The 16,111-nt window shown below is 55.4% G+C and carries 15 protein-coding genes; 7 read left to right on the forward strand and 8 right to left on the reverse strand.

Annotated features, from left to right (window positions below; genetic code table 11):
• Positions 1–18: 18 nt before the first annotated feature.
• The 4 genes from MKX63_RS19285 to MKX63_RS19300 are packed head-to-tail and all read right to left on the reverse strand — an operon-like array spanning position 19 to position 4,167.
• On the reverse strand, positions 19–204 hold the full coding sequence (locus MKX63_RS19285) for a CLC_0170 family protein (protein WP_341019340.1): 186 nt from the start codon (positions 202–204) through the stop codon (positions 19–21).
• 42 nt (positions 205–246) lie between these two features.
• Complete coding sequence (locus tag MKX63_RS19290; protein WP_341019341.1) at positions 247–1,470, reverse strand: Ger(x)C family spore germination protein; 1,224 nt, start codon at positions 1,468–1,470, stop codon at positions 247–249.
• Entirely contained in the window at positions 1,467–2,573 is a 1,107-nt protein-coding gene (locus tag MKX63_RS19295) for a GerAB/ArcD/ProY family transporter (protein ID WP_341019342.1), read from the reverse strand. The genes MKX63_RS19290 and MKX63_RS19295 overlap by 4 nt, the downstream gene beginning before the upstream one ends.
• Positions 2,557–4,167 carry a spore germination protein gene (locus MKX63_RS19300; protein ID WP_341019344.1) on the reverse strand — a complete coding sequence of 537 codons (1,611 nt, stop codon included), beginning with the start codon at positions 4,165–4,167 and terminating at the stop codon, positions 2,557–2,559. The genes MKX63_RS19295 and MKX63_RS19300 overlap by 17 nt, the downstream gene beginning before the upstream one ends.
• A 187-nt stretch (positions 4,168–4,354) precedes the next feature.
• Between MKX63_RS19300 and recQ the strand changes: the two genes are divergently transcribed.
• From recQ to MKX63_RS19325, 5 genes are all read left to right on the forward strand, one after another.
• The gene (gene recQ / locus MKX63_RS19305; protein WP_341019346.1) at positions 4,355–6,181 is read left to right on the forward strand and encodes a DNA helicase RecQ; all 1,827 of its coding nucleotides are present in this window, start codon (positions 4,355–4,357) and stop codon (positions 6,179–6,181) included.
• A gap of 15 nt (positions 6,182–6,196) precedes the next feature.
• Positions 6,197–8,239, forward strand: a complete 2,043-nt coding sequence (locus MKX63_RS19310) for a B12-binding domain-containing radical SAM protein (RefSeq protein ID WP_341019347.1) — start codon at positions 6,197–6,199, stop codon at positions 8,237–8,239.
• 168 nt (positions 8,240–8,407) lie between these two features.
• Positions 8,408–8,656 (forward strand): hypothetical protein, encoded by a 249-nt coding sequence (locus MKX63_RS19315; RefSeq protein WP_341019349.1) that lies wholly within the window; start codon positions 8,408–8,410, stop codon positions 8,654–8,656.
• 69 nt (positions 8,657–8,725) lie between these two features.
• The gene (locus MKX63_RS19320; RefSeq protein ID WP_341019351.1) at positions 8,726–9,523 is read left to right on the forward strand and encodes a nucleotidyltransferase family protein; all 798 of its coding nucleotides are present in this window, start codon (positions 8,726–8,728) and stop codon (positions 9,521–9,523) included.
• Positions 9,524–9,818: 295 nt separating this feature from the next.
• The gene (locus MKX63_RS19325; protein ID WP_341019352.1) at positions 9,819–10,685 is read left to right on the forward strand and encodes a hypothetical protein; all 867 of its coding nucleotides are present in this window, start codon (positions 9,819–9,821) and stop codon (positions 10,683–10,685) included.
• A 402-nt stretch (positions 10,686–11,087) separates the two neighbouring features.
• Here the strand turns inward: MKX63_RS19325 and MKX63_RS19330 are convergent, their stop codons facing one another.
• The 4 genes from MKX63_RS19330 to MKX63_RS19345 form a co-directional block, all read right to left on the reverse strand.
• Positions 11,088–12,050 carry an alpha/beta hydrolase gene (locus MKX63_RS19330; protein WP_341019353.1) on the reverse strand — a complete coding sequence of 321 codons (963 nt, stop codon included), beginning with the start codon at positions 12,048–12,050 and terminating at the stop codon, positions 11,088–11,090.
• An 86-nt stretch (positions 12,051–12,136) separates the two neighbouring features.
• Positions 12,137–13,105, reverse strand: coding sequence for a type I phosphomannose isomerase catalytic subunit (locus MKX63_RS19335; protein WP_341019355.1), 969 nt, complete (start codon positions 13,103–13,105; stop codon positions 12,137–12,139).
• A gap of 65 nt (positions 13,106–13,170) precedes the next feature.
• Positions 13,171–13,770 (reverse strand): tRNA (mnm(5)s(2)U34)-methyltransferase, encoded by a 600-nt coding sequence (locus MKX63_RS19340; protein WP_341019356.1) that lies wholly within the window; start codon positions 13,768–13,770, stop codon positions 13,171–13,173.
• Positions 13,770–14,726, reverse strand: a complete 957-nt coding sequence (locus tag MKX63_RS19345) for a TIGR01212 family radical SAM protein (protein ID WP_341019357.1) — start codon at positions 14,724–14,726, stop codon at positions 13,770–13,772. The genes MKX63_RS19340 and MKX63_RS19345 overlap by 1 nt, the downstream gene beginning before the upstream one ends.
• Positions 14,727–14,971: 245 nt before the next feature.
• On the opposite strand from MKX63_RS19345, the gene MKX63_RS19350 reads away from it, so the two are divergent.
• Entirely contained in the window at positions 14,972–15,145 is a 174-nt protein-coding gene (locus tag MKX63_RS19350; RefSeq protein WP_179090500.1) for a hypothetical protein, read from the forward strand.
• Positions 15,146–15,346: 201 nt separating this feature from the next.
• A complete protein-coding gene (gene trmB / locus MKX63_RS19355; RefSeq protein WP_341019359.1) occupies positions 15,347–16,063 on the forward strand; it encodes a tRNA (guanosine(46)-N7)-methyltransferase TrmB in 717 nt (238 codons plus the stop codon).
• Positions 16,064–16,111 lie beyond the last annotated feature (48 nt).

The following is a 16,111-nucleotide window of genomic DNA, read 5'->3' on the forward strand; positions in this document are numbered from 1 at the left end:
ACGGACGTAAGCGGGCAGCTAGATATAGAGGAGCAGGCCGACACAGATCATCAGGGAGAGCACGATATAGCTCCAGGCCACGATTTTGGCGTGCTTTTTCTCCCGGTGCCAGCCCCGGTTACTGTAAATTCGGATATCCACCACCAACAGGAGCATTGCCGAGACCAACATTATCCCGGCTAGGCTTCCCAGCAACCGGATCATAGGCTTTCTCCTCCTTCAACAGATACTTGTATGGGCTGATGCTTAGTCATGCTTGAGGCCGACTCTGCGGATATGCAGAGTCAGTCTGATCTCTACACCAACACTGCTGTACAGGCTCTCCCAATCGTTTTTGCCGTGGATGTGTTCCCTCCAGTATCCGGGATGATGGCTTCTGATCTGTTCGCCCATGCCAAAAATATCAGAGTGGTCCTTCTGGGTCTGCTTCACCAGTCCGTGCAGCACCGTCTGAATCTGCTGCTCGAAATCCCGCTCGATCTCATGCAGCTTCTGCGGGGAATTGACGGGAACATCGCTGCTGTAATGCTCATCCAAATCTCCCTCCAGGAAGATCTCATAGGACAAATAAGGCTTGCCGTCCTTAATATAGCTCCGGGTGCGGGTGAAGCGTTCATTGATCTTGGTCATAACAATCCCCAGCTCCTGCGTACGGAGGAGAGTGGAATAGCCGCCGGGGTCCATCCCCTGCATCGCCATGAACCCGCCAATCTCAATCGGGGCCGTTTTGCCCGCCATCCGGCCGCCGCTGAAATAAGCAAGCCCAGCAATGAGGATATTATCCTTGTTGCGCAGTGCCACATAAGGCAGATATGCACTTTGTCCCCACTTAGAGTCGGCTGACCAGAAGGTGCCGATATAATCCCGGGGGAATTTGCCGGAGGAGACGGACTTCTCCATCATGGACAAAATATAAAGAGTAGGCACACGCTGCAGCGGCGGGTTCACATCCATGAAGCCGGACGCGCGGCCCTCGGAGACGAGCAGCCAGGTTCTGCGCCTGATTTCCGGGTTACGCCGCAGATAATCATTCAGCTCGGCAAGGCTGCCCCGGGCAATCTCCTCGCTGATAATGATGATCCGCAGGTGGACCAGATAACGCGGGTCGGCAATCTGCTGCTGCAGATTATTCATGGCATCGTCGAGAGAGATGCCGCGCACGCTGACTACCCAGACGGGACTCGTCTTGCCTTCCCCTGCGCTGCCGCCGGTGCCGGGGCCCAGCGGGACTCTGCCCGGGACGGCAATCTGAGCGGTGACACTGATCATCTCCGTAGGCAGAGAGTTATCATGGATGTGAGTCACCCGGTCTTCTTTTTGCGTATCGTCTGCAGAGATCTTGTCAATGGATAAGCCAAGAACCAGCGCACGGTCCTCAATCTCCACCTGATCCCAGCATCCGCTGAGCAGCAGGGCGGCTATCGCCAGCAATAGGAGCAGGGCGAGCGTGCGCGGAAGCTGTATATTCATGAGGTCACCTTCTTCTTGTGGCGTCTGAGCAGATAGACCGTCCAGAGCAGCAGCGGATAGCCGAACATTAGCATCATGCCGGCATTGCCGAGGTGAAGGGCCCACCGGTAAGATTCGAACACATTTGAAGGCAGCATAGCCAGGATGAACACTACCGGCAGCAGAATCGTGGAGGCCATCCGCTGGTCGCGGAACCGCAGCAGCTTGTGCAGCAGATAGGCAGATATGTAATAAGTGGTGTAGATCGTCGTGTAGACAGAGATGACCCAGATAATAATGAAGATCGCATCCAGCCGCTCCAGGAATCCCTCGCCAAAGGCCGCCGAACGGGCCATCTCCAAGGTAGGGTAGATCAGCAGCTTGGTCTCCTCGGCACCGAATATCCCTACAGAGGCAATGACGATCAGCACGTAGATTGCTCCCGACAGGAAGATGGCCCAGGCCCCCGCACGAACCGCATGCCCGGGCTTCTCCATGAATGGAATCAGCAGCACGATGACGAAGGAGCTTTGGAACAGATAGGTGGCCTCCCGCGCTCCTTTCCAGAACTGCAGGCCGGGAGCCATCAGGACAGGCTGCAGATTGAGCATATCCACATTTTTGAGTGAGAGCAGAATGGTGACCAGAATAGAGCCGGTAATCAGCGGCAGATAGAAGAAGTGGATATAGGAGAACTTCACAACGTTGCGCCTGGAGGACAGCAGACTGATGAGCAGCATCAGGAAGATGGTTGCTTCGATCGGTGTTTTTTTGTACAGCACGGTTGTGGCAACATCCCCGAATTGGCGTACAGTGAGGCCGGTGAGTACAATGAACAGCAGCATAATTACCACAGTGAAAATAGCAGCAAGCGGGCGTCCAATCAGGCGGCGGCTGAACACAAACAGGGTCTCCTGCGGAAACCGCTGACAGAGGGAGGCCAGGAGCCAGTAGCTGATGAAGGAGAGCAGTACACCGCAGAGCGCAACAAGGGGAGCGCTGCTGTTGCCTGCTTCGGTCATATAACGCGGGAAGCTGAGGATGCCCACTCCGATAATGGTGCTGCTGATCACGGCTGCTGCGCGCAGAGTCGTAATCTGGCGCGGATTATTCATCGGTCTCATCTCCCTGCCTGAGAATCTGGTCAATCTCTGCGGATGGCACGCTGCGGGGCAGTCTGTCTGTATCCCGGACATGCAGGAAGCTGGGGCGGCGGCGCATCCACCAGAGAGGTACCCGCACCAGCGTATCCTTCAGATCACGCCATTTGCCGGGAATGTAAGGGGACATATAAGGAACGCCGAAGGACTCCAGGAACAAGAGATGATTCAGAATCAGAATCGTGCCAATCATGACTCCATAGAGGCCGAACATACCGGCCAGAAGGATTAGCGGAAACCGCAGCATCCGCAGGGCGATCGCCGCATTGTAGGCGGGGGTGGCGAATGAGCCGATGGTCGTCAGAGCCACAATGACAACCGTGATCGGACTGGCCAATCCTGCGCCCACGGCAGCTTGTCCGATAACGAGGACGCCTACAATAGATAATGCTCCGCCGATCATCTGCGGCAGCCGGATCGTCGCTTCCCGCAGCACCTCCATCGATACCTCCATGATCAGTACTTCCAGCACAGCCGGAAACGGCACACCCGCCCGGCCTCCCGAGATCGCGACAGCGAAATCCGTAGGCAGCAGCTCGGGGTTGAAGGAGATTACAGAGACATATAACGCCGGGAAAAATAGTGAGCTGGCCAAAGCAATCAGCCGGATGATCCGGATTAGGCTGCCCATAATGAAACGTTCCGTATAGTCATCCACCGTCTGGAAGAACTGGTTGAAGAGGGCGGGAACAATCAGGGCAAACGGTGAGCCATCGACGAGAATGGCAACCCGTCCTTCCAGAAGGGCGGCCACAGTCTTATCCGGCCGCTCAGTGCTCTGGACCTGAGGGAAGGGGGAGAGCGGCTGGTCTTCGATGAACTGTTCGATGTATCCGGCATCGAGAATGCCGTCGGTATGAATCAGCGAGATTCGGCGCATGACTTCAGCCACCAGAGCGCTGTCTGTGACGCTGTCTATATAGCATAGAGCCACCCTTGACTGGGTACGCTCCCCAAGCGGACTGACCTCAATCCGGAAGTCTGTGCTCTGCAGCCGGTAGCGCAGCAGGGACAGGTTATTCTCCAGCTTCTCCACATAGCCTTCACGGGGCCCGCGGATGACCTGCTCCGTCTGCGGCTGCTCGACCCCGCGCATTTCAATCTGGCGCATCTCCATACGGAGCGCTTCGGGAACCCCGTCGATCAGCAGGATCAGGTCACCCTTCACAGCCGCTTGAGGGAGAGCGGACAGATCGGCAGTTGTGGTGCCTTGAGTGACCTGGACGGCAGTGCTCCAGATATAATGAATCATTCCGCCCGTATCTTCCGGGATCTCAGGCTTGCCTGGCGGCGGGGCCATCAGCGGCTTCAGTACATGCTCGCGCACCTGCTCCATATTCACGAGTGAGGAGAAGAAGAGCATGGCAGCAGGATAAGCCCCGAAGAGCAGGAAGTCGCGTACCACCAGGTCGCCGTTCTCTCCGAGCCTGGCCTGAAGGTCCGGCAGATCGGTCTTTAGCTCTCCTGTCAGCTTGCTGCCGCTGGCAGGCTCCTGCTCTGTAGGAGAAGACTGTTGCTTATCTATGTAGGAGGCATATTTTTCTTTCCAATCTTGCAAACGGGCGACCTCCTTTATGGGGCAGATGGATGAATCTATCTAAAGTGTTGCTTGATCGTGCGGTTTTTATGTAACTTCTATGCGGACGGCCCGGAAGGAGTGCTATGATATCTGCTTCAGGCGGTTGCTTGGCAGCCGGTTGCCCGGTAAACTAAAAGGTAGAAAGCCTTAAGGAGTTTGAAGCGATATGGAGATGCAAGGATCATTAATGGAGCAGGCCCAGGCCGAGCTGCAAAAATATTACGGTTATCCCGATTTCCGGGACGGCCAGAAGAAAATTGTGAACAATCTGCTGGAAGGCCGCGATACGCTGGGCATTCTGCCCACCGGAGGCGGTAAGTCCATCTGTTATCAGGTTCCGGCGCTGCTGCAGCCGGGGCTTACCCTAGTCGTCTCACCGCTGATCTCCCTGATGAAGGATCAGGTGGATGCTCTTACGACGGCAGGGATTCCCGCTGCTTACATCAACAGCACCCTGAGCGGCAAGGAAGTGAATGAGCGCATACGCGCGGCCCGCCGCGGCGACTTGAAGCTGCTCTATGTGGCTCCCGAGCGTCTGGAGCTGGACTGGTTCCGCCTGGAGATGGCGGGACTGAACATCTCCTGCGTAGCTGTCGATGAGGCGCACTGCGTCTCGCAGTGGGGCCATGACTTCCGTACCAGTTATCTCGCGGTCTCTCCGTTCGTGGAGCAGCTGCCGCAGCGTCCGATTCTGGCGGCCTTCACCGCTACGGCTACCCCGGAGGTCATGGAGGATATGGTCCGGCTGCTGCGCCTGCGCGACCCGGGCGTCTTCATGACCGGCCTTGGCCGCGACAACCTGGCGATGTCCGTGCTGCGCGGAGAGAATAAGCGCGAGTTCGTGCTGGATTACGCGGCTCAGCATGCCCATCAGCCGGGCATTGTGTATGCCGCTACCCGCAAGGAGGTGGATGATCTCTACCAGCGCCTTCAGGCCGCAGGGATCACTGCCGGGCGCTATCATGCCGGAATGAACGACCAGGAGCGGGCGGACAGCCAGGAAGGCTTCCTGTATGACGATATCCGCGTCATGGTCGCTACGAATGCCTTCGGGATGGGGATCGACAAGTCTAACGTGCGTTATGTCATTCATTACAATATGCCGAAGAACATGGAGGCTTATGTTCAGGAGGCGGGCCGTGCCGGGCGTGACGGGGAGCCGAGCGATTGTATCCTGTTGTTCAGTGCGCAGGATATCATGACGCAGAAGTTCCTGATTGAGCAGAACCCGCAGGACCCGGAACGCAAAGCCAATGAATACCGCAAGCTTCAGCAGATGATTGAATACTGCTATACCACCCGCTGCCTGCGCAGTGCGCAGCTCGACTATTTCGGCGAGAGCCATGACGATGATCACTGCGGGATCTGCAGCTCCTGTACCGATGAGCGTGAGCTGGTGGATATCACCGTAGAAGCGCAGAAGATATTCTCCTGCATCCACCGGATGCGGGAGCGTTACGGCGTGGCGCTGGTCTCCTCCGTGCTGAAGGGCTCGCGTAACCAGAAGGTGCTGCAATACGGCTTCGAGAAGCTGCCGACCCACGGCGCCATGTCCAGCCGCAGCGAGAAGGAGATTACCGAGATCATCAATATGCTGATCTCGGAAGGCTATCTGGCCTTGTCCGAAGGCCAGTATCCGGTGGTCCGGCTGCAGCCGCTGGCAGCCGAGGTGCTGCGCGGCCAGCGCCAGGTGCATCAGCGCGTGGCCCGCACGCTGGTCACCTCCGGCACGCGGGACCGCAGCCGCCCGCGCGATACTTCGCCGTCTGCGGTCAACGAGACGGTGTTCGAGCAGCTGCGCCTGATCCGCCGCGAGCTGGCGGGGCGCGAGCATGTGCCGTCGTACATCATTTTCAATGATGCGACGCTGCGCGAGATGAGCGTGGTCTGTCCGCAGACGGAAAGCGAGATGCTGAGAGTGAAGGGTGTCGGTGAAGTGAAGTACCGGAAGTACGGCAAGGCCTTCCTGGAGTTTTTTCAAAATGACATGTAAAGAAGGTTATAAGGCATGAGAATCATCCTGGCCACATTAAATGCCAAATATATTCATACATCGCTTGCGATCCGGCTGCTGAAGGCGTATAGCGAGCATGAGTTCAAGGATATCCTTTTGGCGGAATATACTATCAAAGATCCCGCGATGAACATCGTGTCTGACCTTTTTCAGAAGCAGCCGGATGTGATTGGCTTCTCCTGTTACATCTGGAACATCGAGGAGACCATCAAGCTGGTCGGAATTCTCAAGCAGGTCATGCCGGAGGTCAAGATTGTGCTGGGCGGGCCGGAGGTATCCTATGAGCCGCTCTACTGGATGAAAAGGGAGGCCGGAGTAGATTTCGTCGTGAACGGTGACGGGGAAGAGACCTTCCACCATCTGCTGCAGGAGATCCGGGATGAACACAAGTATCATTTCGTATACGGTGCAGCTTACCGCAAGGGCGAAGAGCTGATCGTCAATCCTCCCCGTCCCAAAAGCGATCTCAATACCCTGCCGACCCCGCACCGCTTCGCGGAGGATCTGCCGGAGCTGAGCAAGCGTATCGTTTATTTTGAGACAAGCCGGGGCTGTCCCTTCAACTGCCAATTCTGCCTGTCCAGTATTGAGGTGGGCGTGCGCTATTATGATATCGAACGGGTGAAGTCCGATCTGCTCTATCTGATTGAGGGCGGTGCCAAGGTGATCAAGTTTCTGGACCGCACGTTCAATATCAACCGCAATTATGCGATGGAGATGTTCCAGTTCCTGATCGATAATCATCAGGGCTGCGTGTTCCAGTTCGAAATTACCGCCGATATTATGCGTCCCGAGGTGCTGGATTTCCTGGCGCAGAACGCCCCTCCGGGCGTCTTCCGCTTCGAGATCGGCGTCCAGTCGACGAATGATGAGACCAATGAGCTGGTCAAGCGCCGCCAGAACTTCACCAAGCTGTCGCGCACGGTGATGAAGATCAAGGCCAGCGGCAACATCGACCAGCATCTCGATTTGATCGCCGGACTGCCAATGGAGGATTACGCCACCTTCCGCAAGACCTTCAATGACGTCTTCGCCATGGAGCCGGAGGAGCTGCAATTAGGTTTCCTCAAAATGCTGCGCGGCACCGGGCTGCGCGCCCAGGCCGCCAAATACGACTATACGTATATGGAGCATGCGCCATACGAAATTCTCAGCAGCCATGTCATGCCGTTCGCCGATATTATCCGGCTCAAGCGGCTGGAGGATGTGCTGGAGAAGTACTGGAACAGCCAGCGGCTGGCTCATTCGGTCAAGTACCTGATCCGCCATGTCTTTCCGTCCCCGTTCGACTTCTTCCAGGAGTTCGGGGACTACTGGGAAGAGCGGGGCTGGCAGAAGATCGGGCATCAGCTGGAGGATTTGTTCACCCGGCTGCATAATTTCCTGACGGACCGGGGCACGCCGTCTATGGGCATTGTCACTGGCCTGATGAAGCTGGACTACTTCCTGGGCCACAAGTACAAGCCACGCAAAATCTGGTGGGACGATGTGCTTGATAAAGCTGAGTGGGCGAAGCACCTGAAGCAGATCGCCAGTCAGCCGGAGCTGATCTCTGCCAAGCTGGCGGAGGCCGGACTTAGCGAGCGGGAGCTGCAGAAGTTCATCGTGCTCGACGAGCTGCCGTTCCGCCTTACGCCGGTGCTGGACTCGATCAGCGGGCTTCGCTATGACGGGGAGCTTGGCGCTGGGGCGCAGGCTGAGGCTGAGGCTGGTGCCGGGAACGGGAACGGGAACGGGAACGGGAACGGGAACGGGAACGGGAACGGGAACGGGAACGGGAACGGGAACGGGAACGGCCGGGAGATACTCGCGGCGGTTACAGCAGCGGCCCCGGCAGAACGCGGGGGAGCTGGAGCGGGCGGCGTGGCCGCTGCTGAGGCAGATCTGCTGCGTTCTGTGGCAGCAGCGGCCGGTGGTGTGCCAGCGGCGGCCCTTAACGATCCGCACCCTGGGGCAGGCGAAGGCCGCACGCTGCTGGTCGTCCTGTATCAGCAGGACGAGAGCCAGCGGGCACAGTATTACACGCTGCCTTTGTAGGTTAGGGACCCTGGTTGCACCGGACATGGGCTGATATAATCGAAAAACCGATCACATTCGGCGCAGCGTGGGCGCGTGAGCCAAATGTAATCGAAAAACCGATCACAATAAGCAATGCGGCCGCAAAGGAGCATGAGCGGGAGTTGCTTACCTATGGAGGGCATACGTTTGAATGAGCAGCACATATCATTGTTTAAGTTCGGTGACGAGCACAGGGAGCGATTCAGGGACCAGTTACTTGGCTTCCAGCTTCCGGCGGAGCAATTGCAGTTCACCGGGTTGCCGGGGGAGACTCTTCAGGATATCCGGGAAGATGCCGGTAAGGCCGGGGTGGTCATTGTTTACGAAGAACAGGCGGTAGGCTTCTTCATCCTTCATACTGGTGAAGGCATCTCGAATTTCTACCAGGACTACTAAGGGGCAGTTCTGCTCCGGGCTTTCCTGATAGATTACGCCAGTCAGGGCCGGGGGTTCGCCAAAGCAGCAATGTTGCTGCTGCCGGATTTTATCCGCTGTCACTATCCTGAAGCCCGGCAGATTGTGCTGGCTGTGAACGAGGAGAATTATCCTGCTAAGCAGTTGTATGCCATCGCAGGGTTTAAGGATAACGGCTTGAGACGCCGCGGCAGCAAGGGAGCGCAGAGGATTTTACAGTATGAGCTGTCACCCGAGTCCATAGTTTTGCCTATGAAGGAGCATGAGGAATTGTATGAACGCCTGACAGGCATATTCTCGCGCAGTATGCTGCTGGCGGATGTATTCAAGCGTGCCCAAGTATGGGTCCCGTTCCCTTATTACATAGGTGCAGGCTGCCTGGCCCAGACGGTATGGAATGAGCTTACCGGACGGGCGCCGGAATACGGAATTAGTGATATCGATATCGTTTATTTCGATGCGGAAGATTTGAGCTATGCTGCCGAGGATGAGGTGATTAAGAAGGGCAAGGAGATTTTTGAAGGGATATCGGTTCCGATTGATCTCAAGAATCAGGCCAGGGTCCATCTGTGGTACCCGCAGAAGTTTGGTGTGGAGATCGGGCCTTACCAGTCGCTTGAAGCGGCAATTGATACCTGGCCGACTACAGTGACTTCGCTGGGAGCAAGGCTTGAGCCGAACGGGGAATGGAAGATTTATGCCCCATTTGGTCTGGAGGATTTGTTTCAATTCGTTCTGCGACCCAATAAAACACTGATTACAGAGCAGGTTTATTTGGCCAAAATAGTGAAATGGAAGTCGAAATGGCCGGAGCTTACGGTGATTCCTTGGTCTTTTCATAATACCTAATTGAATTAAACCTGCTCCAATGTTACGATCAATAAAGAGATGCCAATAAAGGAGCTTAGACCCTATCATGTGGATTACTTTGTAAGTGTGAATGAACTGAAGGACGGGCTGGCAATAGTGGAGATCACTATGCTATTAGGCATGTCTTTCTGTCAACTTACAGGGTATGCAGGGTGAAGGGTTCGTACACCGGCTTCTGCGGATACCTTCGGGTATCCTTTTTTGTTGCCGGAAATAGCATCTCTATGGCTCTTAACCTGTTTATCCTCCTAATGAGTGAATGGGGGAACGATATATGAAACAACCGAAATTAGTCTTAATTGAAGGTCTGCCCGGCTACGGGAAGTCTACAGCGGCTCAACTGGTTTACGAAATTCTTACGGAGATGAATATGGGCGCTCAGCTTGTCCTGGAAGGAAATCTCAATCATCCTGCTGATTATGAGGGCGTAGCTTGCCTTACCCAAGCAGAATATGTTGAGCTGTCGAGAATCTGCGGCGGGAATTCAGGGGAAGTATTAAGCGCGCACACTACCTGTCAAGACAACAATTATCTGGTCGGATACCGGAAAATAATAAATGAACACGGTCCTTTCCTTCCGAAGGAATGGATGGACACATTGGCCGGGAAGGATGTATATGAACTGCCGCTGGCTCAGCACAGGAAGCTGATTACAGCAAGGTGGCGGCAGTTTGCCGAGATGGCCTTGCGTGGGCCGGATACGTATGTGTTTGATTGCTGTTTTATCCAGAATCCTGTGACTATGGGGATGATCAGGCACGATGCAGCCGAGGAGTACATGATAAGCTACATTCAGGAGCTGGAGGCCATTGTTAAGCCGTTGAACCCGCTGCTGATTGTTATTGAACAGGATGACCTGGAGCAGGCTTTCCGCAAAGCTGTCCGCGAGAGACCCCTGGAGTGGTCAGAAGGGTTCATCCAATATTACACCACACAGGGGTATGGGGTGAGGCAGGGAAACCGGGGCTTAGAAGGTACGCTGGAGGTACTTAGGAGCAGAAGCAAGCTGGAAGATAACATATACAACCTGTTAAGCTTGAATAAGACAAAAGTAAATAATTCTGCGTATGCGCTCCAGGCCTATAAGCAAGTTTTGAAGGAGAAGCTTGTCGCTTGGCGCAATCACCCGGCGGGTTCTTAACCCGCACAATTCAAAGAGAGGCATCCCGTACCTGACGGAGTGCCTCTCTTTTGTTGAAATATGGATTTTCTATATTTCACACGACAACTTATCCTTCTATCTCCCACTGAAACTGTACCGCCCTTTAAAAGGACGGTGCTTAAAACCGAATACAATGGCTGGTACAAGGCATATCTACCAAACGTATGTGGAAAACAGCATACATTATGCTCGTTAGCAGGCACACGGCCAGAATGTATGTGAAAAACAGCATACATTGTGCTCGTTAGCAGGCACACGGCTCAAATGTATGTGAAAAACAGCATACATTATGCTCGTAAGCAGGCACACGGCCCAAATATATATGTGAAAAACACTATACATTGTGTTCTATGCCACCGGCCCTGGTGGGGACTGTGAAAACTAATCCGCCGTGGGCGGAAGCCGCATGGATTCGGCAGGCAGGTGGCGGGCGAGCCAGTCCAGTACATCGGCCGTGACCTCGTCCCGATTGACCTCGTTTAACATTTCATGCCGGCCTCCCGGATACAGCTTGCATTCTACATCCTGAAGCCCCTGCTTCCGGTATAACTCAGCCAGACGCATCACCCCTTGGCCGTTCATCCCCACAGGGTCCTTCTCGCCTGCGAACAGGTAGACCGGCTTGTCGCTGCATAAATGCTGAAGAGTAGAACTGGTATGCAGCTCCCGCAGCATATGGAAGAAATCACGGAAGAAGCGGGTAGTGCAGATCGCTCCGCAATACGGGTCGGCAATGAAGTGGTCTACCTCCTCAGGGTCGCTGCTGAGCCAGTCAAAAGCCGTCCGGACCGGAGAGAAGGAGCGGTTGTATGCGCCAAACACAATTCCGTTCATTAACACGCTGCGGTGGTGGTCTCCCTGGAGCCTTAACTGCAGCTTCGACAGGGATTCCGCCAGCTGCAGCATGCCCCGGGGACCATTGGTGCCGCTGAGGATGAAGCCGCTATAGATCTCATGGCCTTCCTCGCACATCAGCTTCTGTGCTAGAAAGGAGCCCATGCTGTGCGCGAACAGGAAGATAGGCATGTGCTCATGCCGGGAGCAGGCGAGCTCTGCAAGCTGAAGAAGATTGCGCCGCATCCAGTAGAAGCCGTTCTCCCCGCTGTCGCCGAGCAGATTGACTCTGCCGGCGGTAAGGCCATGTCCCCGGTGGTCATTGGCATACACAGCATAACCGGCTGCGGTGAGCGCCGAAGCGAACCGGGCATACCGCGCAGCCGTCTCACACATACCGTGTGCAATCTGCACAATCCCCCGGATCTCCGTTTCCGCCTCAGGCAGCCATTCATAGACATGGATTTTGACATCTAAGGGATCAGTCATGGTAAAAGTGTTCTCAGTCATCGCCTGTCCTCCTGAAAGTGAAATTCAGCATTCCTAGCGTAAAGAGTACCTGTTGCTTCTGATCCAAGTGAAATGAGTCTGGCTGCTTAAGGCAGATAAGAGCGCAGGACGGTAGACTGTCCTTCAATGCTGTAAGCGCCGAGGCTGGACGGAAGCAGATAACATTCGCCAGCCGCATAAGGCTGGGAGCCGCCTTCCCAGATCAGATGGCCGCTGCCCTCGCAGATTACCAGAATGGTGAAGCTGTCATCCGTGGTGGCGAGCTGCCATTCGCCGGATACCAGTCCTTTTTCCACAATAAAATAAGGAGAGGAGGCGATTCTAAGCCATTCCCCGGCCACAGCACCATCTGTCTTCATCGAAGTTGCGCCTGCCCCCTCATAGGCAGTCACATTCAGGGAATCCTCGATATGCAGCTCGCGCGGCTTCCCGTCCAGACCCGGACGGTCATAATCGTAAATCCGGTATGTAGTGTCTGAGTTCTGCTGGATCTCCGCTACAACGACACCTGCACACAATGCATGTACAGTCCCGGCAGGGATATAGAAGGAGTCACCGGCAGCTACAGTCACTTCCTGCAGGCTGTCCATAACCGTTCCGTTCTCCAGCGCGTCCTTCAGCATCTCGCGGGTGACGCCTTCCTTGAGGCCGTAGATGATTTTGGCGCCTGGCTTGGCGTCGAGCACGTACCACATTTCGGTTTTGCCCAGCTCACCCTTGGGAAGTCCGGCATAATCATCCGTAGGGTGTACCTGTACGGAGAGGTTGTCGTTGCAATCCAGCAGCTTGATCAGCAGCGGGAATCTTCCGCCTTCTTCCGTAGTTCCCTTGCTGCCGAACCACTCGTGCCCGAACTGCTCACGGATGGCATCCAGGCCTTGTCCGGCCAGCTCGCCGTTGACTACAGAGGAGGTGCCGTTCGGATGATCGGCAATCATCCAGCCTTCGCCGATATGGCCTTCCGGCAGATTCAGGCCAAATTTCTCCAGCGCCCGGCCTCCCCAGACACGTTCTTTGAATTCCGGCTGAAATTTCAGAGGATATGGTTTCGTCATTACAACATCTTCCTTCCTGATAATAGAATGATCTTAACTTATAGAGGGTTTGCTGCCTTCAAGTGCTAGCCCCTTTGTCTCTTCTCTATAGCTACAACATACGGTGCAGACTCGCGCTGAAGCTGCCGGTACACGATGGTCTGCGCGTCCTGCTGGGCCAGTCCGGCGGCCCAGGCTTCGACAGCGGCGGCTTCGCGGCCGCCGCCTTCGTGGCCGGGATACAGCACGGCCGTGATGATCCCGCCCGGGCGAAGCAGCGCAAGCGCCGCCTCCAGCGCGGCCAGCGTGCTTGCCGGTTCGGTGATGATGGTCTTATCGGCATCGCCCGCAGGCAGATAGCCGAGGTTGAACATCACCGCCGAGACCGTTCCGCGCCAAGTGGGCGGAACGGCTTCAGCCATGGCTGCATGGCTCTGCTGCAGCAGCGTCACGGGAGCCAGCGCAGCCGGCGCTTCCTCCCGGGCCAGCCGCAGGCGCTCGCCGGCAAGAGCCAGCGCCTGCGGCTGGATGTCGAACCCGTACACCCCGCCGCGCGGCCCGGCCGCCCTGGCGAGGAACAGGGTGTCGGCGCCGGTGCCCACGGTGGCGTCGATAGCCCGTCCGCCCGGCGAGAGCCGCTCAGCGGTCAGCTTATGGGCGAAGCTAAGGACAGAGAGGAAGCCCATCAGCCCTTCCTCCAGTACTTACCCTGCCAGGTATCCCTGGCAACCAGTTCATGGTCAATGGCATTCAGCACTTCCCACTTCTTGAGGCTCCACATCGGGCCGATCAGAGCATCGCGCGGGGCATCACCGGTCAGCCGGTGGACAATCATGTCCGGCGGCAGAATTTCCAGCGAATCGGCGATGAGCTTCACATACTCATCCTGCTCCAGGAACCTCAGCAGCCCGGCTTCGTACTGCTTCACCATCGGCGTTTTGCGCATGAGGTGAAGCAGGTGGATTTTGATTCCCTGAACCCCCATATTAGCTACAGCAGCTACAGTCTCCAGCATCATCTCATGCGTTTCCTGCGGAAGCCCGTGAATGATGTGGGTACACACACGGATGCCGTGCCGCCGGAGCTTGGCAACAGCTTCAGTATAGCAGGCGGTATCATGTGCGCGGTTAATCAGATCCGAGGTAGACTGATGAATGGTCTGAAGCCCCATCTCCACCCATAGATACGTGCGCTGGTTCAGCTCCGCGAGATACTCGACTACATCATCCGGGAGGCAGTCCGGCCGGGTGGCAATGGCTAGGCCGACAACCCCGGGCTGCTGCAAAATGACTTCATAATATTCCCTTAGCTCCTCGACGGGAGCATACGTATTGGTATAGGCCTGGAAGTAGCCGATATATTTGGCATTCGGCCATTTCTGATGCTGGCGGTCGCGGATATGGTTGAATTGGGTGACCAGATCATCCCGGCGGCTTCCGGCGAAATCGCCTGACCCTCTGGCACTGCAGAACGTACAGCCTCCTTTGGCGATGGTACCGTCACGGTTCGGACAGGTGAAGCCCGCATCGAGCATGACCTTGAACACCTTGGTATCCATCTGCCCGCGCATTTCGTAGTTCCAGGTATGGAACCGTTTATCCCCCCACAGAAGCGGAGAGGAGGCCTGTTGAAGATTAGACATGTGCAGCTCCTTTCATTAACCTTCCCATTGTATCAAAAATCCGTGATGAACGTAACAATCCCTCCCGGAAATCCGCCGAAAAAAAACTGAAAATAGGCTGTGAATTACCGCCATTTGGCTTGAAAATGCTTACACATTATGTTATATTTAAAGTGTTAAAAAAGCCGCTGCAGCAACCACAATCATATGCTTGAATTCATAATTTCGTGTCGTCCGGTCCATACTAAACCTTAGAGGTGATAACGATGAATTCTCCAACGGTATTTGCTGATAACAAAGGTTCGATTGATGTGCAGCTGACTCCCGATGAAGCTCTTGCCCTGACAGGCGTAGAATTCAACGGCAACCACAAGATCAAGACAGAAGCGCAGCGGAAGATCCGCAATGCGTTCGAGAAGACCTTCGAGTTCGATAAATAAATGGCAGTCCGCTGAACGGCGGGCCGGTAATGCAGATACAACACGCACGGAACTTTCGACCAGTCCTAACAGGGGCGGGACGGAAGTTCCTTTTCTTTTGCTGAAATCCCTTTACTTTTGCCGGTAAGTTCGGCACAATATTGCAAGTGGCAGTTATCCTATTCACAGATAAGGCAATAAGAGATAAGCGGAGGAGTACCTATGCGTTTACGCGGAAGAAAAGGAATACGTGAAAGTCTTGAGGAGCAGACCGATCTGGTCATCCTGGAACCACGCAGCCTGAAGGGGCGCTGGTCCGAATTGTTCGGCAATGACCATCCGATTCATGTGGAATTCGGAATGGGCAAGGGGCAGTTTATCAGTCAAATGAGCTTCAAATACCCGGAGATTAATTTCATCGGCGTGGATATGTATGACGAGCTGGTGCGGCGCGCCGCCGAGAAGGCCCGGAATGTATGGGAGCCGGCAGGTGAAGAGACACCGCCGAACGTGAGAGTGGCACTGGCCAATATCGATTACGCAGAGGAAGTGTTCGCTCCGGGGGAGCTGGAACGGATCTATCTCAACTTCAGTGATCCCTGGCCGAAAAGCAAGCATGCCCGCCGCCGTCTGACGCATCCGCGTTTTCTGGATAAATACCGCGGGCTGCTTAGTCCGCTCGGTGAGATCCATTTAAAGACGGATTCCCGCAGCCTGTTTGAATTCTCGCTTAATGCCTTTGCGGACTACGGTCTGCAGATGAAGAATATTTCCCTTGACCTGCATGAGGGCGGCGTGATTAACGAAGAGCATGTAATGACCGAATATGAGACCAAGTTCTATGGCCGCGGTGTGAATATTCACCGCTGCGAGGCGATTGTCGGAAATGAGGCGCTGAAGCAATATCAGGCCACCCGTCTGGACAAGTACCGGCTCTAGGCTGCATTACCGGTTATTACAGCAAAAGGCAGTCCGGTTCATTCATAC

The sequence above is a fragment of the Paenibacillus sp. FSL R7-0179 genome, from assembly GCF_038002265.1.
Lineage (GTDB): Bacteria > Bacillota > Bacilli > Paenibacillales > Paenibacillaceae > Paenibacillus_AQ.